We start from the raw sequence: 16849 nt of genomic DNA on the forward strand, positions 1-16849 counted from the left end.
GAGCCGGCGGTCAGATCATCAAGCCGTTAATGTTGATGATCTGACCGGAAATATAGCCCGCTCGGTCGGAGGCGAGAAAGCTTACCAGGTCGGCCACTTCCGCGGCGGTGCCGGTGCGTTGCATCGGCACCAGGCGTTTGATCGTCGCATCGTCGAAGGTGACATCGGTGATCCGCCCGGCGATCAGGCCGGGGGCGATGGCGTTGACGGTGATGCCGCGCGAGGCCAGTTCCAGCGCCAGCGACTTGGTGGCGCCATGCAGCCCCGCCTTAGCCGCAGCGTAGTTGGTCTGGCCGCGATTGCCGAGGACGGCGCTCACCGAAGTGATGGTGATGATTCGGCCCCAACGGCTGCGGCGCATGGGCAGGATCAGCGGTTGAGTGACGCTGAAAAAACCGTGCAGGCAGACATCGATCACCTCGCGCCACTGCGCGAACGACATGCCGGCGAGCGGCGCGTCGGCATAAATGCCGGCGTTGTTGACCAGCACCTGAATCGGACCGGCTTGCAGACATCCTTCTAGCACCGCGCGGGTGTGATCGATATCGGTCACATCGAATTGCACCGTCTCGGCGCTGCCGCCCGCCAACCGGATCGCGTCGGCCACCGCTTCGGCGCGCTCGGGATGGCGATGCGCGTGGACGATCACATGCAGGCTGTCGGCAGCCAAGGTCCGGCAGATGGCGGCACCGATATCGCCGCTGCCGCCGGTGACAAGGGCACGCTTCATCGGCATATCTTCACCTGCAGTCCCTGCGGCCAGCCGCCGGGAAGCACGACGGTGCCGGGAACATCACGGGCGATCACCCGCAGCAATGTCAAGCTGCGTGCCGCCGGGTTGCCACGGCGCAGGCTGTCTAGTTCGCTATCGGCGGCCAGTTCACTATCCGCGGCTTCGCTGCCTGCAGCATCCGAGGCCGGCCCGAGCTCAAGCCTGGCGATGCCGCGTTCGCGCGTAACCGGCCCGCAAAGCAGGGCGGCGGCAAAAGGTAGCGTGATGGGACGCTTCGCTGCCAGTGGCTGCGGTGCCGCTGCATCGTAAGCGACGAGCAGCACCGATGCGTCCTGGCTGGCAACCAGGCAGGCTGTTTCCAGTAGACCGGCGGCAAAGCTGCCGTCAAAGGCGGCAAGGCTTGTGGATGCGCACATGCTTCGTGAGGCGATCGCCCAATAGCCTGCCGGGGCATTGTGCACCGAATTATGAAAGTGGGTGGGCGATAGGGACCGATCGGCTTCCTGCAGTGCCCGGCAGATCCGATCGATGATCTCCATGTCGCCGCTCGATGAGGCAAACACCGACATGAGTCCGCTGGCAACACCTGGGTGCGCACCGCCCGGGAGCGCGGCCAGCACCTCTTCCACCGCTGCCAGGGCGAAGCGGCTAACCATGGTTGCGCGACGCCGCTCGCTCGCCGGCAGCCAAGCCGGTTTCAGCGGCGGCAGCTCAGCGGCACGATACGGTTGTTCGCCGCGCAGGACAGGCAGGCTAGCCGTCCAGCCAGCGAGCCCCGGAGCAAGCAGGCCGATTGCCTGGACGTTGAGCGCAATCATCCNCAGTTGTCCAAACAGCAGACTGCAGTTGGTACCGCCGAAGCCGAAGGAATTGCTGAGGACGCGCTGCAAGCAGCGATGCTCGGTTGCGAGCATGAGATGGGCGGAGAGCGCGGGGTCGATCCGCCGGGTGTTCAGGGTCGCGGGCATGAAGCCATGCTCAAGACAGAGCAAGGCGATGACGGCTTCGATGATGCCGGCGGCACCAAGCGTATGCCCGGTCCATCCCTTGGTCGAACTGCATGGCGTGCTGGAGCCGAACACCTGGATGATCGCCTTGTCTTCCGCACTATCGTTCGATGGCGTGGCGGTGCCGTGCAGGTTGATGTAGTCCACTGCTTCTGCAGCGACGCCGGCGCGAGCGAGCGCGGCCTGCATCGCCAGCACGGCGCCGGCGCCTTCGGGATGGGCAGCGGTCATGTGGTAGGCGTCGCTGCTTTCGCCGTAGCCAAGCAGCGCGATCCCGACCTCGCCCGGTTCCGGCCGTTCGAGCAGGGCGAAGCCGGCGCCTTCACCCAGGCTCAGCCCCTTGCGGTCCACATCCCATGGCCGGCAGGGCTCGCTGGCGGTGAGTTCGAGGGCGCGGAACCCGTACAGCGTCGTCAGGCACAGGCTGTCAACGCCGCCGACCACCACCGCATCGCAGGTTCCGACCTGCAAATGGCGGGCGGCGGCGGCGAACACCTTGGCGCTTGAGGAGCAGGCGGTGGAGATCGAGAAGGCCGGCCCTGCAAGCTTGAGCAGCCGGCGGGTGAAGTCAGCCACCGAAAACACATTATGGGTGCAGCGATAGTTGAAGTCCGCTGGCAGCGTGCCACTCACTGGATCGCGGCGGCGGTAGGCCTCTTCGGTTTGCTGAATGCCGGACGTACTGGTACCGATAAAAACGCCGATCCGTTCGGCACCGTATCGCCGTCGGGCATTGCTAACGGCGTTCTCGAAGCCGTCCGCCACAAGCCCCATACGCGCCAGGCGATTGTTGCGACAGTCGTAGTCAGCAAGCGGTCCGACGATGGCTTCGTCTTCGAGCCCTTCCACCCGACCGATCCAGGTGTCGATGTCGGCATTGGGGAAATCGCAGCGCCGAAGGCCACTGCGTCCGTCCAGCAGTGCCGTCAGCGATGCGGCGATGCCACGACCAAGCGCGTTGACGGTGGTGAAGGCGCGGATGGCGATCGGTCGTATGGGTTTGACGTCAGTGTACGCAGACAACACAGCTAGTGAGAACCACCCCTGGCGGGCAATTGCGAAACCGCCCACGGCCGGGCGATGATCGCGGCGAACACATAGGCGGCAATAACGCCGACAGTGACCGTCTGACCAATCGCTTTCAGCACCGGCAACGATGAAAAGCAGAGCATGCCAAACCCCGCTGCGGTGGAGCTACTACAGAGCAGGAGAGCATGCAAGGTGCGACTTTGCTCCTCGATGTCGTCGGCGGTAGAGCTGAAGAAGAGGCCGTAATCGATACCTAAGCCGACCACCAGCAGTAACGAAACCAGATGGAAGAGCGTGAGCGGTTCCGCTCGCAGGGCCAGCACGCAGAGGTCGAGCAACACCGCCAGCGTGAGCGGCAACAAGACAACCAGTGTTCGCTGCCAGGAGCGAACCCCGACGATGAGCAGGGCCACCAACAGCAGGGCCCCCAGGTAAAGGCGGCTGACCGCTTGGTCGCGAAAGTCGGTCATCAACCGCGTCGTCGTCGCTCGAAAGTCCAAATAGGTCACATTGGCATAGCCCAATGCGTCGATGCTGGTGGCGAGTTGCTGTGGATTGCGAACGCCGGAAAGGGTGATCATGCCCGTCCAGCCCCNCTCGCTCGGATAGAGGAGTGACTCGATGCGCAAGCCGAGTGGTGTATGGCGCAAGTCTTCGAGACCAAGGAAGCGTGCACTACGCGCCGCTTCCACGGCGCGAAGAAAAGGTTCGAAGGCATCGGCCCGGAACGGCAGTCCCGCTGCCGCCTGGGCGAGGTTGGCGCGCAGCGTCGACGCATCCGGCAGCGCAACCCGACGCGCGCGCTGGACTGCCTGGCTCGGCAGGTAAAGGGACGGGGCGTCAAAGCCGGTCAAGCTCCCGGCGGCGACCATCTGCTGCAGCTTGCCGGTCAGTTCCTCGCTGCGGAGAATGACGGCATCCGGGGTGATGGCGCGGATGAACAGAACCTGACCGACCTCCGGCGCGTGCAAATCGGCTCTGAGCTTCGCATCCTGCGCCAGAATATCGGCGGGGATCGGGCTGAGCGCCGTCAGATCGGTTTGCCATCCGGGCGGTCTGAGCGCAACGACCGTGGCCATGACCGCCAGCAGGCCAACGCCCACGGCGAATATCGGCCAGCACGGAAGGCGTCGATGCTGCATCAAACGCCGGATCAAGGGGAGCCCCGCCAGTATCGGTGGTGCCCACCGCTCCGGCAGGACGGCGGGCAGCACCCAGCGGGTGACCGCCGCGGCGGTCACGAGGCCGACCATGGAGAAGATGCCCAGTTCGGCAAGACCGGTCAGACTGGTGCTGATCATCGCCACGTAACCGATGGCGGTACTGACGACGCACAGGCGCAGCGTCGGCCAGAGCCGGCGAATGGTGTCTTCGACCCGCTCCTGGCGCCGCAAATGGCTGAACAGGTGGACCGGATAATCGACGGTGACGCCCATCAGAGTCGCGCCAAATCCGAGCACGATGCCCTGGATGCCGCCGTAAAGGACGCCAACAACGGCGACGGCGACAACGAGCGCGGACAGCAAAGGCAGCGGACTGAGCAGGATCACCCGCCACGATCGATAAGCACACACGAGCAAAGCGATGATAGCGGCGAGGGAGCCGAGACTGAGCAGGGTCGCTTCGGTGCGGATCGTCTGTTCGCTGAGGCCGGCTAGGACACCCGGGCCGCTCAGGAGCAATGTGACCTGGCGCTCGCCCTTGGCACTGGCAAAGGCCTGGCGGATGGAGTCGACCACCGGCTGCTGCGCCTTGGCGTCGAAACCTGAGACCTGCGTTTCGGCGATCAGCAGCGCTCGCTTGCCGTCGGGTGACGTCCAGACGCCGAAGCGGGTCTCCGGCTGCTGAATCCCACCTTGAAAAACGCCGAGGACGGAGCGCAGCTCACCCGTCGGGTCCCCCGGTAGGTATTGTTTACTGATCGGCGACAGGGNGGAGCTGAGTTCGGTCAATCGTTGCTGTAGGCCACTTCGCAGGCCGTCGACGGTGAACCGCTCAGAGCTAACGCTCGGACTGAGGAGATAGCGATACGCGTAGAGCTGACGCATGTCGTCGGGGGAGAGTGACGAAGGGCCGTTGAGCACGCGGACGAAACTGTCGCGGGCCTTCAGAGCATCCCTGAGGCGATTGCTTACCGCAGCTCGCGCTTCCTCGCTATCGCCCTCGATTGCAATCAGCACCATCCTCGCGGCAACGCTGGAGTAGAGATCATCCAGCAGGTCGGCGTCGATATCGGTGCGCGGAATGAAATGCGAGATCTGGGTCAAGATGGGCGTCGCCAGGAAGGCGAAGACGCCGCAGCCCACGGTCACACACAACCAGATCGCAATAACCGCCAAGCGGGCGAATCTCGCCAGCTTATCCGCGCCGACGTTCATTCCGTCACCGGAGTGATGGTCATGACCGTCCGGTCACCACCGCTTTCGAGCGTTTCCACCCGCCGGGCGCTATTGCCGGTGCCATCGATGATAATGGCGACGACCTGACGGGCGATCGTCTGGTCAAGCGGTTCCAGACGGAGCTGCCAGCCGCTTACATCGGTGAGAAAAGCGACGCGAAAATAACGTTCAAGCGTTGGCTCATCGCCGGCAAGGGTCGCCCGAACCGACTCGACGAGGGTGCGCACCCCGGGGTACTGGTCGATGGAAAAGTCGCGACGGCTGACATCCGGCCCCTCCACCGTTATCCGGTCACCATCGATGCGATAGAGCGCCGGCTGCGGCTGCAGAACCTCTTTTTCCAGCACGCTTGGCGCCCGGTAACGGAGAAAACCACGGCTGACCAGCGGCGCTTCCAGCGCCGTCATCTCTTTGCGCTCTTCGAAGATGGCGTCCATCTGCTCGACCTTCGCCAGTGCAGCCATCAATGCAGGCAGATCCGTGGGCGGCTCTAAACCGCCACTGTCCGCAGCAGCGGCAGCCGAAAGGCAAGCTGTTCGCAGCAAGAGACAGGCGAAAACGCCAGCAAGGAGCAGGATTAGTCGTCGCCGCATGGCTCGATGGCTGGCCTTTCAACTATGGTGATCCGCGCCTCGGCGACGACGCTACCGGCGGCGGCCACCTGACACGCATAGATGGCATTGCCGCGGTCGCCGATGAGCAGCCGTGCGTTGACGTCAAGCGGGCCGGCGATCGTATCCAGACGTCTGATCGCGAGGTTGGCGTGGCGCAGTGCCCCAAGATAGCCCGCCCGTGCCGCCACGGCATTTACCCGGGCGAGCAACGCACCATGAATGGCCGCTGCCTGCGCGGCGTACTCGAAGGCGTGCAGTGCGCTCAGTTGGCCGTCGCGACGAAGGGGGTGGTCCGAATTCTGGTGTGAGGTGCTGCGACAGTGGATGCTCTCGTGGTCCCATTGGAGGACGATGTCAATGAGACACATTCCGCCCGCGTGCGGAACAAGCCGGCGAATCTCCTCGCTGCCGATCAGCATGGCGCATACCCAACGCGCAATCGCAGGGTGTCATGATAAGGCAGGAGCACCTGTCCGCTTTCTTTGCAAGCGATCAGACGCAGCAAAGGCAACGCCCGGGCAGCCGGATTGTGCAACCGCAATGCCTCTAGNCGCCGGGTTGTTCATCCGGCTTTCACCGTCGCCCGGCGTGAGGCGCAGTCGCAACTGTCCTCCCGCGGACGAACTGTGGTCGGAAGCGAGAAGCAACGCCACGGCAAAGGCCGATGTGACGGCGCGTGCGGCACGGAAGGCCGGCGGCGGCGGCACGTCGTGGGCGACAAAGAGGATCGGCTGCTGCTCCGCCCGCGCCTGGCAGTCGGCTTCCAGCAAGCCGGCGGCGAAAGAACCATCCCAGGCGCCGAGACTGCTAGTGGGGGCGAGGGAGCCGTTGACGATCGACCAACTGCCGGCCGCGGCATGGTGACCCATCTGGGCGAATTGGTTGGGTGATGCAGCGTTCTCGACCAGCGCCTGTAGCACCTTGTGCAGGCTTTCGGCGTTGCCGCCGGAGCAGGCGAACACCCCGGCGAGGTTGCTGCGTGGCGTGGTCGCTCGGGCCAGGGCCTCCTCCGCCACCTCGAGCGCGATGCGCATCGACAAGGAAAACCGCCGCGCAGCGTTCGGAGAAAGTCGCAGCCGTTCAAAGGGCGGCATGCCTCGATCACGATAGGGGCTCATGCCAGTCAGGATGCTCGTCGCCTCCGTCCAGCTGGCGAAGCCCGGAGCAAGCAGGCCGATCCCTGCCAGTTGCAGCGGCGGCGTTTCTGGCCACGGTCGACGCGCCGGCGACGCCGAGAGAATCAGGTGATGCGTGCCAGACTCTTGCGATTGCCTGTCCATCGCGACCAAGTTCTGCCAACATAATACCAATGCAGAAAATACGCCTCTCTGGCCAGCTTCCATAGCGTCAGCGGATTGTACGCCAGTCGCGCCTCGGCAGCGCAGGGGAGCGGCCGCAAACTCAATCCCGAGGCCAGTGCTAGGCTGCGCGCCAGATGATAGCGGCTGGTGATCAGGACAAAAGCCGCGTCATTGTCCAGCCGCAACCTCGCCCGCGCATGCCGCAGATTTTCCAGCGTATGACGCGAACTCTCTTCCAGCAGGATCGCGCTTTCCGCTATGCCGCGCGCGACGAGGAACTGTTTGCCGACCGCCGCTTCGCTGGCAGCGCTGCGGCCGGTTCGCCCACCAACGATAACCACACGTTGCACACTTCTGCTGTGGAGCAGGGCGCGGGCGCGATCGAGGCGCTGGGCGTACTCAGGACACACGTTATTATGCCTTAAGCGAAAACCGAGCACCATTGCCAGTTCTGACGCCGACGCCGTGTCAGGTGCGGTGCGCGCAACCCGGTGGACACAGCCAAGTTGCCACAGCCAGCTGATGCCAGCCGTCGCCAGAATGAGAATGTTGGACAGGATAAGCGTGACCAAGCCATCGATGCCGATGATCTCCCGCAGGTCTTGCCTCATGGCTGGCGGCTCGTGGTGGCAGAGAGCGGGCGCGCGAGTGCCGACGCCTGGGTATCATCCTTGTTGTCGGCCCAGAAGTCATAGAAGTTGAACCAGTTGTACGGAGCCGAGCGGGCGTGGGCCTCCAGGCGATCGGCGTAGTGTTGCGCCCAGCGGCCGAGGGCGTCAGGCCGGCGCCGGTCGGCGGCTGGGATGCTGTCGGCAAGGCGTTCGAAGTGCACGTCATAGCGATTGCCGCCGCGGTAGAGCGCAAAGGCCAGGATCACCGGACAGCGGACCATCGCCGCCACCTGGAACGGCCCCAGGGGAAACCCGGCCTCTTCGCCGAAGAAGCGGCAGCGGGTTGCCCGTTCTTCGGCGACAACCCGATCGCCAAGCGTTCCAATCAGGTAGCCCTGGTCAAGCCATTCCTTCACCGCGATCAATGTGCCGGGGCCGCGAATGGGAATGATAGTGGCAGCAATCTCCGGATTAAGGGCATTGAGGAAGCGGGTGATCGCCGGATTGTGATCAACGTTCATCAGCACTTTCAATGGGAAGTGACGCTCTGTGATCCCGAGAACTCTGAGCGCCTCGAAGCTTCCGAGGTGCGAACCCAGCAGGATGCAGCCATCGCCACTGCGCACCTGATCGCCGATCAACTGGCCGTTATGAATTCGGATATCGAACTTCTCGACCTGGCCGTGGAGGAGGAAGGTCCGGTCGAGGATGGTCGCGGCGAAGCAGTGGAAGTGGCGAAATAGATCAAGCACGCTTGGCTCGCGCTGCAGGGCACGCCGCAGAAACGCGCGTGACGCCCGCCGCGGCCGCTGTGCGGTCAGGAGAAAGTACAAGGCGATGGGATACAGCAGCAGCCGGCCAGCGGGTCGCCCGATGACGCGTCCCACCCAGTGAATCGCTTCCAGGGCGCGGGCTGATCCGCGTTCCGGCAGATGGACCCAGGCCAGGCTCATGCTACGATCGTTCTCACAACGGCGGTTGCGCGGATCTCGCTGCCCGAAGCTGCACAAATAACCGTCACCCCTTGGTGCGGTTCTCTCCGATATGTGCGCTTAGCGACCGCAACGATGCAAAGATCCGGGTATTATCGGCATCGTCGGAGCGCAACTGAAAGCCGTAGGTCTTGGAGACCGCCAGGGCTATTTCCAGGGCATCGAGGGAATCCAATCCAAGGCCTTCGCCAAATAGAGGAGCGTCAGGATCAATATCCTCCGGAGCCACGTCCTCCAACTCCAGCGCCTGGACAATCAACCTCGCAACTTCCAATTCAAACGGCGTTAGACCTGACATTTGTTTTCCTCTATGGACGGCTGGCGGCGGTGCCGTTCTTGCTGTGGCAGAAACAGCAGCGGACGCCTCGGCGACGATCCCGTGACGCCGTCGCTCGAAGTCCGCGCATGACTGGTTCGCCTGTCCGAATTTCAGGTGGTTTATGAACTCAGAGACGCAATTCCCTTCATCCCCAGATGACTGCAGCGACGCTTTGGTGATCGGAGGTGGTCCCGCTGGTACCACCATCGCCACGCTGCTGAAAGAAAAAGGTTGGCGGATCACGCTGCTTGAGCAGGACCATCACCCCCGTTTCCATATTGGCGAGTCGCTGTTGCCGATGAATCTGCCCATTCTGCAGCGACTGGGCGTACTCGAAGCCGTCCGCAATATCGGTATGATCAAGTATGCGGCCGAATTTACCCCCGGACACTCCGATCAACCTTGTCAGCCCTTTTATTTCAGCAACGCCTTCGACCGCACCCACCCCTATGCGTTTCAGGTGCGCCGGTCCGAATTCGACGAAATCCTGTTCCGCAACTGTGTGAGCAAAGGCGTCGATGCACACGAAGGGGTCCGCGTCCGCGATGTGACCTTCAGACCCGGGCAGACGCATCTGGTGGCGGCGGTCGATGACAAGGGCGTAGCCCGCAACTGGGAAACCCGTTTCATCATCGATGCCTCGGGCCGCGATACGGTCCTGGCGCGCAAGCTGCGCTTGAAACGGAAAAACAACGAGCACCAGAGCGCCGCCTTGTTCGGCCACTTCGCCAAGGTGCTGCGGCGGCCTGGTCGCGACGAAGGCAACATCAGCATCTATTGGTTCGAGCACGGCTGGTTCTGGATGATTCCGCTGCGCGACGGGGTCATGAGCGTCGGCGCGGTGTGCTGGCCTGAATACCTGAAGACGCGTACCACCAGCCCGGAGGATTTTCTGTGGCAGACGATCCGCCTCTGCCCGCGTGTCGCCGAGAGGATGCAGACGGCGCAGCTGGTGGATAAGGTGCGCGCGACCGGAAATTATTCTTATACCTCTGAGCGAATGTACGGCGATGACTTCATTCTTGTTGGCGATGCCTTTGCCTTTATCGACCCGGTGTTTTCCACCGGCGTGATGCTGGCGATGACCGGCGCCCTGATCGGCGCGGACGCGGTGGACGCGCATCTCCGCGACCCGGCATCGTCGCGGCAGCTGTTCGAGCAGTATCAGCAGCGGATGCGGCGAGGGATTCGTACCGTGTCCTGGTTCATCTATCGCTTTACGTCCCCGGCGATGCAGAGCCTGTTCATGGCGCCGCGGCCGATTTTTGGCCTGCAGCAGGCGGTCACCTCGATCCTTGCCGGTGACCTGTTCGGCAGCAACCGTTTCGGCGTGCCGCTGGCACTCTTCCGGGCCATCTTTTACCTGACCTTTGCACGCAATGGGTCGCGTGCCTGGCAATCATACCGTCGCCGCAAGCGCAACGTCGGCATCGAGTTCCGCGGCGGGACGTTGCCGGAGGACCAACGCGCGTTGAACGACTAGCCGGAGCATGGCCCCTTGAGCGAGCCCTGCCGATCATCACTGCCCGGTCCAGGCGACGCGGCGTCACCGCCCTTTCGCGTTGCCTACCTGCGGCCGGCGGAGGCGGCGCAGTTGGCCCCGGAGCGGCTGCTGGCATGCGTGCACTTCGGGCCAACGGCCGTACCAGGGGTCGGGCCGGAGGCGAGGGCGGCGAGGCCATGGGAGATCGTCGTGCCGCTTCCCGTCCTGGGTGACGGTGACGTGGTCGAGGTCTGGCGCAGTGCGCGTCCGGTTGAACGGATGATGGTCGGCGACGTGCAACTCGCCTGTGGCGACGACGTGGCGTTTGCCTCGCTCTGCGTCGACGACAGTTGTGGCGGTCTGGGACTGGAGACGGCGACCAGCGCCGCCTATCGCGCCCTTGGCGCCGCGGCCAGCGCCAGCGGTTTTCCTATCCTCGCGCGGTTATGGAACTTCTTTCCGGCGATCCACCGGATGGAGTCTGGCCTGGAGCGCTATCGTGCATTCTGTCGCGGGCGGCACCTGGCCTTCACCGAACACTTTGCGGCGGTCGAGACCAACCTGCCGGCGGCATCGGCCATCGGTTCGCGCAATTCGGGGCTGCAGGTCTTTGGCTTGCTGCTGCGGCAGCAGGGGCGGCAGATCGAAAACCCGCGACAGTTGAGCGCATTTCACTATCCGCCTGTGTACGGGCCACGCAGCCCGTCCTTCTCGCGCTCGATTTTCAAGGATTGGGGAGCCGCCGGGGCGCACCTTTACGTATCCGGTACCGCCAGCATCGTCGGCCATTCCAGCCGCCATCACCGCGACTACACCCGCCAGTTGGAAGAGACACTGGTCAATCTGCAGGCGCTGCTTGCCAACGCCGACGCGCGGACGGGGAGGGCGTTTCGCTTTGCGGTGTTGCGGGTGTACTCCCGGGTGGTGGCGCCGCTGGAGCTGATCCGTGCGCGCATCGCAGCTAAATTTGGCCCGGAGACGCCGGTTCTGGTGTTACAGGGCGACATCTGCCGCACCGAGCTGCTGCTGGAGATCGAAGGCCTCGCCATCAGCGATTGAGGGCACGTCTATGCCAGGGGTGACGCGGTGGCATGTAAAGCGGCATCGCCCGGTGGGGGAGAGTACACCGGCACCAGTTCCGATCACCGGGCGAACTGGGTATAGCGCCCGCACATGCTGGTTACCGTTCGTCGCCGGCGAGGGCGTTGCGGATCAGATAGAGGCCGATCTCGGCCGGGGTCAGTCGCTTGGCCTTGCGTTGGCGACCGGCCAGCGCACTCTCGATGATAAAGTGGTTCTCGGCGTTGGCAGGCTTCAGCTTGAAAATGCCGCCGGCGCCTTTCAGCTGCGGGTAATAGAGCGGATCGACCCGCGTCTCCTTGCGGCCAAGGCGGCTCAGCGCATCTTCTTCGTCAAGGTCGGCGACGTCCTGCGCCTTGACGAGAGTCCAGTCCGTCCGCCCGGCGTGCCGGGCGGCGTTCAGCGTGACCACTGCCGCCGCCGCCGCTTCGTCGCTCACGCCCACTTTGTAGATATGTTTGGTCAGCCCGACGTCGCTCGCCCAGGTCTGTAAGGACGCACTCTTGGCTACGTAAATCACTGTCATCAGGAACGTGCGCTCGGTTCTGGTTGTGCTGACCGCCCGTTTCACTGGCGGGCTTGGAAGCAGGCCCCGATGTGCCGGCTAAAGCGACGGTATCGTAAGCATATCCCGCCGCCAAGCAGCATACCGGGCTGCAAACAGCCAATCACCATACATTTACGGTCGGCACAGCACTTGCCCAGGAGCAACTGAAGCCGAACGACCGCCTGCGATCTACAGGAGCTTCCGGCGCTCGCTGCGGACCACGCCCGCGTGCACCTCGCTCGAACCCGGCGCCGCCAGCTTGCGCTGGGCGTCGCGAATGGCCATCCATATCTCTTCGGCCGTCAACCCGTCGCGTCGCATGACCGCCTGAGTCAGCGGATCATCCATCAACTCGCGCAGGGACGGCTCCGACCCTCGCTCAATCCATTTGCCACGCATGTTTTTATTATTTTGCCTCCCAGTGTCACTTCGTTAGCCCATTTACCCTGTCACGCCGTGTAGATCAGCGCCTGACCAGCCTTCTTGACTCTTGCGTGCTGGCAACACCTATTGTTACAAGGAAATTATGGGTATGGCAATGATATTGCGCATTGCACGTGCCTCCGAGGGGGCGCGGAGCTGGTGCGCGTGCGATCTGCCGATCGATTTGCGCCAACTCTATCAGTCGGTTGTTGCGTTCCTCGCTTCCTCGCTGTCGCTTGTTCCCGTCGGCAGGGTAAACAGGAAAGTCGTCCCCGACTGCGGCTCGCATTCGCACCAAAGCTCGCCGCCGTGCTCGCGGATGATCGTTCGACAGATAGCAAGACCGAGGCCAACCCCGTCTGGCTTGCTACTGGCGAAGGGCTCGAACAGGTGCGCCGCCACCTGTTGGGCAATGCCGGGGCCGGTGTCACTGATGGCGATCTCGATCATGCTTTCCTCAATGCGCCTGGCCGTCAGCCGGATTTCGTGCGGCGCCCCGCCGGCGGCGTTGATCAAGGCTTCGACACTGTTGTGCAGGAGGCTAAGGACCACCTGCTCGATGGCGATCGGCTCGGCGTTGACCGCAGGAAGGTCGGCCGCCAGGGCGAGCGAAAATGCGATATCACGTGCCTCGGACGCTGCCCGCATCCGCTGTGCCGTCTCCGCCAGCAGCAACTGCAGGTACACCGGACGCCGGGCTGGCTTGTCGCCGCGGGCGAAACGGCGGATATAACCGACGAGATCCGCCGCGCGGCGCGCTTCCGCCGCCGCCCGCTCCAGGCTGGCGACCAGTTGGGCCGGCGCCGCCGACGCATCACGCAGCTGCCGCAGTGATCCCTGGATATAGGCCAGCGTGGCGGAGAGGGGTTGGCTCAGTTCATGCGCCAGTGCGATCGTCATGTCACCCAGCGCCCGCATCCGCAGCAGTTGCGCCGTCGTCGGGTCTGCCGTCGCTGCCACCGTTGTCGGCGGTGCCGGCTGAGGGTGCGGCTCCAACAGCATAACCACGCCAGAGACCTCGTCGGTGGCGAGACGATACGGAATGAAGTTGACCCGCACCCGACGCTCGTTTGTGCTGCGATCGACGAGGGNAACCGCTGAAAATGCTCTGTTCCCCGCCAGCGCCTGCCGAAGCGGCGCAACGATGGCCGCGTAGGCAGCGTCGCCCAAGACCTCGCAGAGCGGTTGCCCCTGTATCGTCGCCGCCTGGCAGTCAAACCAGGTGACGAATGCCGCGTTGATCGACTGCAATCGTCCCGCAGGATCGAGGCAGGCGATCGGCAGGGGGATGGCGTCAAGCAGATCGAAGTGCGGGTTCCGCTGCACCGAATGGTCCGCCTGTGGCTGGAGCAGNNAGTGTCGAGCTTCGATCTTTCCTTCTGGCGTAGCGACTTGCAAGCGGTGCCGCAGCCGGCAACCAGCGCCGGAGGGCTACGTCAGGATGGAGTGTATCCGTGCCACCACTGCCGGCAACTCGTTCAGCGCCGAATCCGATCGCCTGGGGAAAGGATTGCCCAGCATCGTTGCCAAGCCGCGTTCGGTGAGAACCCGATAGAGGACTTCGAATTCGCGCGAGGACAGGACCACACCACGATCAAAAAGCCAGCCGCCGATCGTCGCGAGTACTTTCGAGCGCGGTTGCCGGTCGGCGGGTGGCTGCAGGAGCTCAGAAAGGCGGCGACGCCAAGCGAGCGAGAAGGATGAGCGCTCCGGCAGTGGGAAAATCGCCAGCGGTTTGCTCAGGCGGGCGACCTCCACCAGCATCGAGGCGCTATCCCCGGTGACGACGAACTGATCCGCCAGCCCGAGCAGTGCCTTGTAGGGATTGTCGGTATCGCCTTCGCACCAATGGTAGAGCACAGCCGTGCTCGGCAGGTGCTGTTCCAGGGCGGCGATCACGTCAGCGGGCGTCCGGCGACTGGTGGTGACGAACAGCGTGCCGGCGCCTCCGGTGGTTCGCTCGATCGCGGTGAGAAAATCACGGGTGACAGCGGCATCGAAGAGGAACGGTCCGGTGGGGCCACCAACCAGGACCGCGGTCAGCGGGCGCGGCAGCGGCGCCAGTCGCTCGGTCCAGGCGGCGGCGGCGCTGGCGATGGCTGCCTCGTCCACCTGCAGCAGCGGCAGCGACAGGCGCAGCAGATTCGGCCGATCCGGTACCCGATACTGGCTCGACGCCACCACCAGGTCGAAGCGTTCCCAAAGCCGGCGCGGCCGGCCGATGAGGACGATTTTCACCCGGCCCTGCGCCTGTTCCTTGATCCACAAGGCGGCCATTGATGGCCGCCGGCCGATGGTCAGGATCAGCTCTGGCCACGGCGGCTGCAGCGGATCGGATGCTGACAGGTTCAGGTGGTGCAGCGACGCGCGAAAGGTGGGCTTGCCCTTAACGTATTGCGGCCGAAAGACGAGACGCCGCGTCTCGCAGGGCCAGCCGAGCGCCGCAGCCAACGCCTGAACCTGTGCGTTATCACCGAGCTTGTCGCCGATGACGAGCCAGGTTCGTGGTGAATTGGAAGGGGGCGTCGAAGGTTCGTTGGTCACGGGCAGAGGGCCTCGCGTGGCGAAGGCTGGAACGATAAGGGCTTAAGAAACTAGGGGCATTACGCAGAGGACGCAAATCCGATCGCAGACGATCGACAATGCGGCGTCAGCATCATCTCTTAGGATAAGAGATCCCGCCGCAGCAGGCTCGCCAGCCAGTCGGCAAAAACCTGCAGGCGTCAGGATAAATGCTGACGATGCGGATACAAGAGCGTCATTGGCATTGATTCGGCTCGATGGTCGGGCATGACCTCGATCAACAAGCCGGCATCCAATTGCCGCTTCACGTCGTAGGCCGGGATTTGGATCATGCCAAGCCCGGCGAGGCAGCAGGCAATGTAGACTTCGGCGCTGTTTGCCGTAATGCGGCTACGCAGGGGCATGGAGTGTCGCTCCCCGCCTTCGATCCATTACAATAGCGGTTCAACCAAGGTGCATGCCGACGAGACGGTCGCGGCGATCAAAGATGCGGGCGCACAAGCCGTCGCGTTTCAGGCGGATTTGACCTCAGCAACTGCCGTGGAGGAGCTGTTCATTGACACGATTGCCGCCATCGGTCGCCCGGATGTCGCGCTGAATACCGTTGGCAAGGTGTTGAAGAAGCCTTTCCTTGAGATCACGGAAGCCGAATATGACGACATGAGCGCTGTCAACGCCAAGTCTGCTTTCTTCTTCCTCAAAGAGGCGGGACGGCATGTCACCGACCATGGCAAGATCTTGACCGTCGTTACCTCGTTGCTCGGTGCCTACACGCCATTCTACGCCGCCTATGCGGGGACCAAGGCGCCGGTTGAGCATTTCACGCGTGCTGTCTCGAAGGAGTTCGGCGAGCGGGGAATCTCAGTGAACGCGATCGGTCCCGGCCCGATGGACACCCCGTTCTTTTATCCCGCTGAAGGCGAGGATGCTGTGGCCTACCACAAGACCGCGGCCGCACTTTCGGCGTTCTCGAAGACCGGTCTCACCGACCTTTGCGATATCGTGCCCTTCATTCGCTTTCTTGTCTCGGACGGCTGGTGGATGACCGGCCAGACAATTCTCGTTAACGGAGGCTACACTTCGAAGTAGGCCGCAGCCGATGTGGCCATTGCTGGATGCCCAGATTCGCGATTGTTGCGGCGATTCACCTGCAACTGAGCGCGAAAGCAGTGGTTTTCCCCGGGATTCCCATCATTCAACCATCCTGCGATAGGCGCAAATAAGCTAGAGTCCCGTGTGAGTTAGCGATCGCTGCCCGGCTGCAGCGCGCTTCGGCCAGCGGCCGATCCTTGACCGCATGGCAAGCTGAGCGCAGCATTCGCAAGCTATCGGCTTCGGCGATGATGAAGCCAAGTCAAAGGGTTAGGTCGGAATCAAGTCAGCCGTCGCTTTGCGTTCGGCGCATGGAGGTCTATTCCGGCAGCAAGCCGACAACAAAGACTATGCGTCGGCATGCAAGGGGGAACTGGGGCCGGCAGGAGGAGCGTAGGGGTGCGCTTTCGGACCTGCTCGATGTGTCAGAACTGTTAGACCGGAGCCATCCATGGCAGACCTTATGGAGATAGGCCGGGTACTCTACGATCACCAGTGGGAGAGGCCCGAGGAGTGGGGGCGGACGCTGTTGGGCGAGTTGGCCGACCTCACGGACGAAGAGATCGGCACCTTGGTCGGCTTGCGTAGCAAACGCACCGAACTGCCACATACTTAAGGGCAACACGCCACCGCTAGGAGAGTGCCTGCGTTACGACCGGTGTTCGGCGCGCCGGTTTCTTCATCTGCGGCGGCTCG

General features: G+C 63.5%; 18 protein-coding genes. 4 read left to right on the top strand and 14 right to left on the bottom strand.

Translation table 11 applies throughout. From position 1 onward, the window contains the following. Positions 1 to 10: 10 nt before the first annotated feature. From fabG to HQ394_RS00730, 9 genes are all read right to left on the bottom strand, one after another. On the bottom strand, positions 11 to 730 hold the full coding sequence (fabG, locus tag HQ394_RS00690; protein ID WP_190261590.1) for a 3-oxoacyl-ACP reductase FabG: 720 nt from the start codon (positions 728 to 730) through the stop codon (positions 11 to 13). Further along, complete coding sequence (locus HQ394_RS00695; protein WP_456151465.1) at positions 727 to 2811, bottom strand: beta-ketoacyl-ACP synthase; 2085 nt, start codon at positions 2809 to 2811, stop codon at positions 727 to 729. Before HQ394_RS00695 ends, fabG begins: the two co-directional genes overlap by 4 nt. Further along, positions 2769 to 5147, bottom strand: coding sequence for an MMPL family transporter (locus HQ394_RS00700; RefSeq protein WP_223291753.1), 2379 nt, complete (start codon positions 5145 to 5147; stop codon positions 2769 to 2771). Before HQ394_RS00700 ends, HQ394_RS00695 begins: the two co-directional genes overlap by 43 nt. After that, positions 5144 to 5632, bottom strand: a complete 489-nt coding sequence (locus HQ394_RS00705) for a LolA-related protein (RefSeq protein ID WP_190261593.1) — start codon at positions 5630 to 5632, stop codon at positions 5144 to 5146. Before HQ394_RS00705 ends, HQ394_RS00700 begins: the two co-directional genes overlap by 4 nt. A gap of 113 nt (positions 5633 to 5745) precedes the next feature. Next, positions 5746 to 6201, bottom strand: coding sequence for a hypothetical protein (locus tag HQ394_RS00710; protein ID WP_190261594.1), 456 nt, complete (start codon positions 6199 to 6201; stop codon positions 5746 to 5748). A gap of 30 nt (positions 6202 to 6231) precedes the next feature. Next, the gene (locus HQ394_RS00715; protein ID WP_456151466.1) at positions 6232 to 7125 is read right to left on the bottom strand and encodes a beta-ketoacyl synthase chain length factor; all 894 of its coding nucleotides are present in this window, start codon (positions 7123 to 7125) and stop codon (positions 6232 to 6234) included. Then, positions 7023 to 7694: a YdcF family protein gene (locus HQ394_RS00720; protein WP_190261596.1), complete on the bottom strand. Its 672-nt coding sequence runs from the start codon at positions 7692 to 7694 to the stop codon at positions 7023 to 7025. Before HQ394_RS00720 ends, HQ394_RS00715 begins: the two co-directional genes overlap by 103 nt. Further along, positions 7691 to 8647: an LpxL/LpxP family acyltransferase gene (locus tag HQ394_RS00725; protein ID WP_190261597.1), complete on the bottom strand. Its 957-nt coding sequence runs from the start codon at positions 8645 to 8647 to the stop codon at positions 7691 to 7693. Before HQ394_RS00725 ends, HQ394_RS00720 begins: the two co-directional genes overlap by 4 nt. Before the next feature lie 64 nt (positions 8648 to 8711). Continuing rightward, complete coding sequence (locus HQ394_RS00730) at positions 8712 to 8984, bottom strand: phosphopantetheine-binding protein (protein WP_190261598.1); 273 nt, start codon at positions 8982 to 8984, stop codon at positions 8712 to 8714. A gap of 196 nt (positions 8985 to 9180) precedes the next feature. Here HQ394_RS00730 and HQ394_RS00735 point away from each other — a divergent pair, with 196 nt between their 5' ends. After that, entirely contained in the window at positions 9181 to 10488 is a 1308-nt protein-coding gene (locus HQ394_RS00735) for an NAD(P)/FAD-dependent oxidoreductase (RefSeq protein ID WP_263053756.1), read from the top strand. A gap of 15 nt (positions 10489 to 10503) precedes the next feature. Next, positions 10504 to 11547: a chorismate transformation enzyme, FkbO/Hyg5 family gene (locus HQ394_RS00740; protein WP_190261600.1), complete on the top strand. Its 1044-nt coding sequence runs from the start codon at positions 10504 to 10506 to the stop codon at positions 11545 to 11547. 121 nt (positions 11548 to 11668) lie between these two features. Here HQ394_RS00740 and HQ394_RS00745 read toward each other — a convergent pair whose 3' ends face one another. The 5 genes from HQ394_RS00745 to HQ394_RS00765 all read right to left on the bottom strand — a co-directional run bounded on the left by HQ394_RS00745 (position 11669) and on the right by HQ394_RS00765 (position 15489). Beyond that, positions 11669 to 12094, bottom strand: a complete 426-nt coding sequence (locus HQ394_RS00745; protein ID WP_190261601.1) for a hypothetical protein — start codon at positions 12092 to 12094, stop codon at positions 11669 to 11671. Between the two features lie 210 nt (positions 12095 to 12304). Then, entirely contained in the window at positions 12305 to 12514 is a 210-nt protein-coding gene (locus HQ394_RS00750; RefSeq protein WP_190261602.1) for a hypothetical protein, read from the bottom strand. A gap of 222 nt (positions 12515 to 12736) precedes the next feature. After that, a complete protein-coding gene (locus HQ394_RS00755) occupies positions 12737 to 13864 on the bottom strand; it encodes a two-component system sensor histidine kinase NtrB (protein WP_190261603.1) in 1128 nt (375 codons plus the stop codon). Positions 13865 to 13969: 105 nt separating this feature from the next. Further along, entirely contained in the window at positions 13970 to 15082 is a 1113-nt protein-coding gene (locus HQ394_RS00760) for an ELM1/GtrOC1 family putative glycosyltransferase (RefSeq protein ID WP_190261604.1), read from the bottom strand. Positions 15083 to 15261: 179 nt separating this feature from the next. Further along, positions 15262 to 15489, bottom strand: a complete 228-nt coding sequence (locus HQ394_RS00765) for a LysR substrate-binding domain-containing protein (protein ID WP_407644726.1) — start codon at positions 15487 to 15489, stop codon at positions 15262 to 15264. On the opposite strand from HQ394_RS00765, the gene HQ394_RS00770 reads away from it, so the two are divergent. After that, on the top strand, positions 15464 to 16150 hold the full coding sequence (locus HQ394_RS00770) for an SDR family oxidoreductase (protein WP_456151467.1): 687 nt from the start codon (positions 15464 to 15466) through the stop codon (positions 16148 to 16150). The two genes, HQ394_RS00765 and HQ394_RS00770, sit on opposite strands and share 26 nt — an antisense overlap. Before the next feature lie 454 nt (positions 16151 to 16604). Continuing rightward, positions 16605 to 16769, top strand: coding sequence for a hypothetical protein (locus HQ394_RS00775; protein ID WP_190261607.1), 165 nt, complete (start codon positions 16605 to 16607; stop codon positions 16767 to 16769). The last annotated feature ends 80 nt before the right edge of the window (positions 16770 to 16849 follow it).

The sequence above is a fragment of the Defluviicoccus vanus genome, assembly GCF_014672695.1.
In the GTDB taxonomy this organism is placed as follows: domain Bacteria; phylum Pseudomonadota; class Alphaproteobacteria; order Rhodospirillales; family Defluviicoccaceae; genus Defluviicoccus; species Defluviicoccus vanus.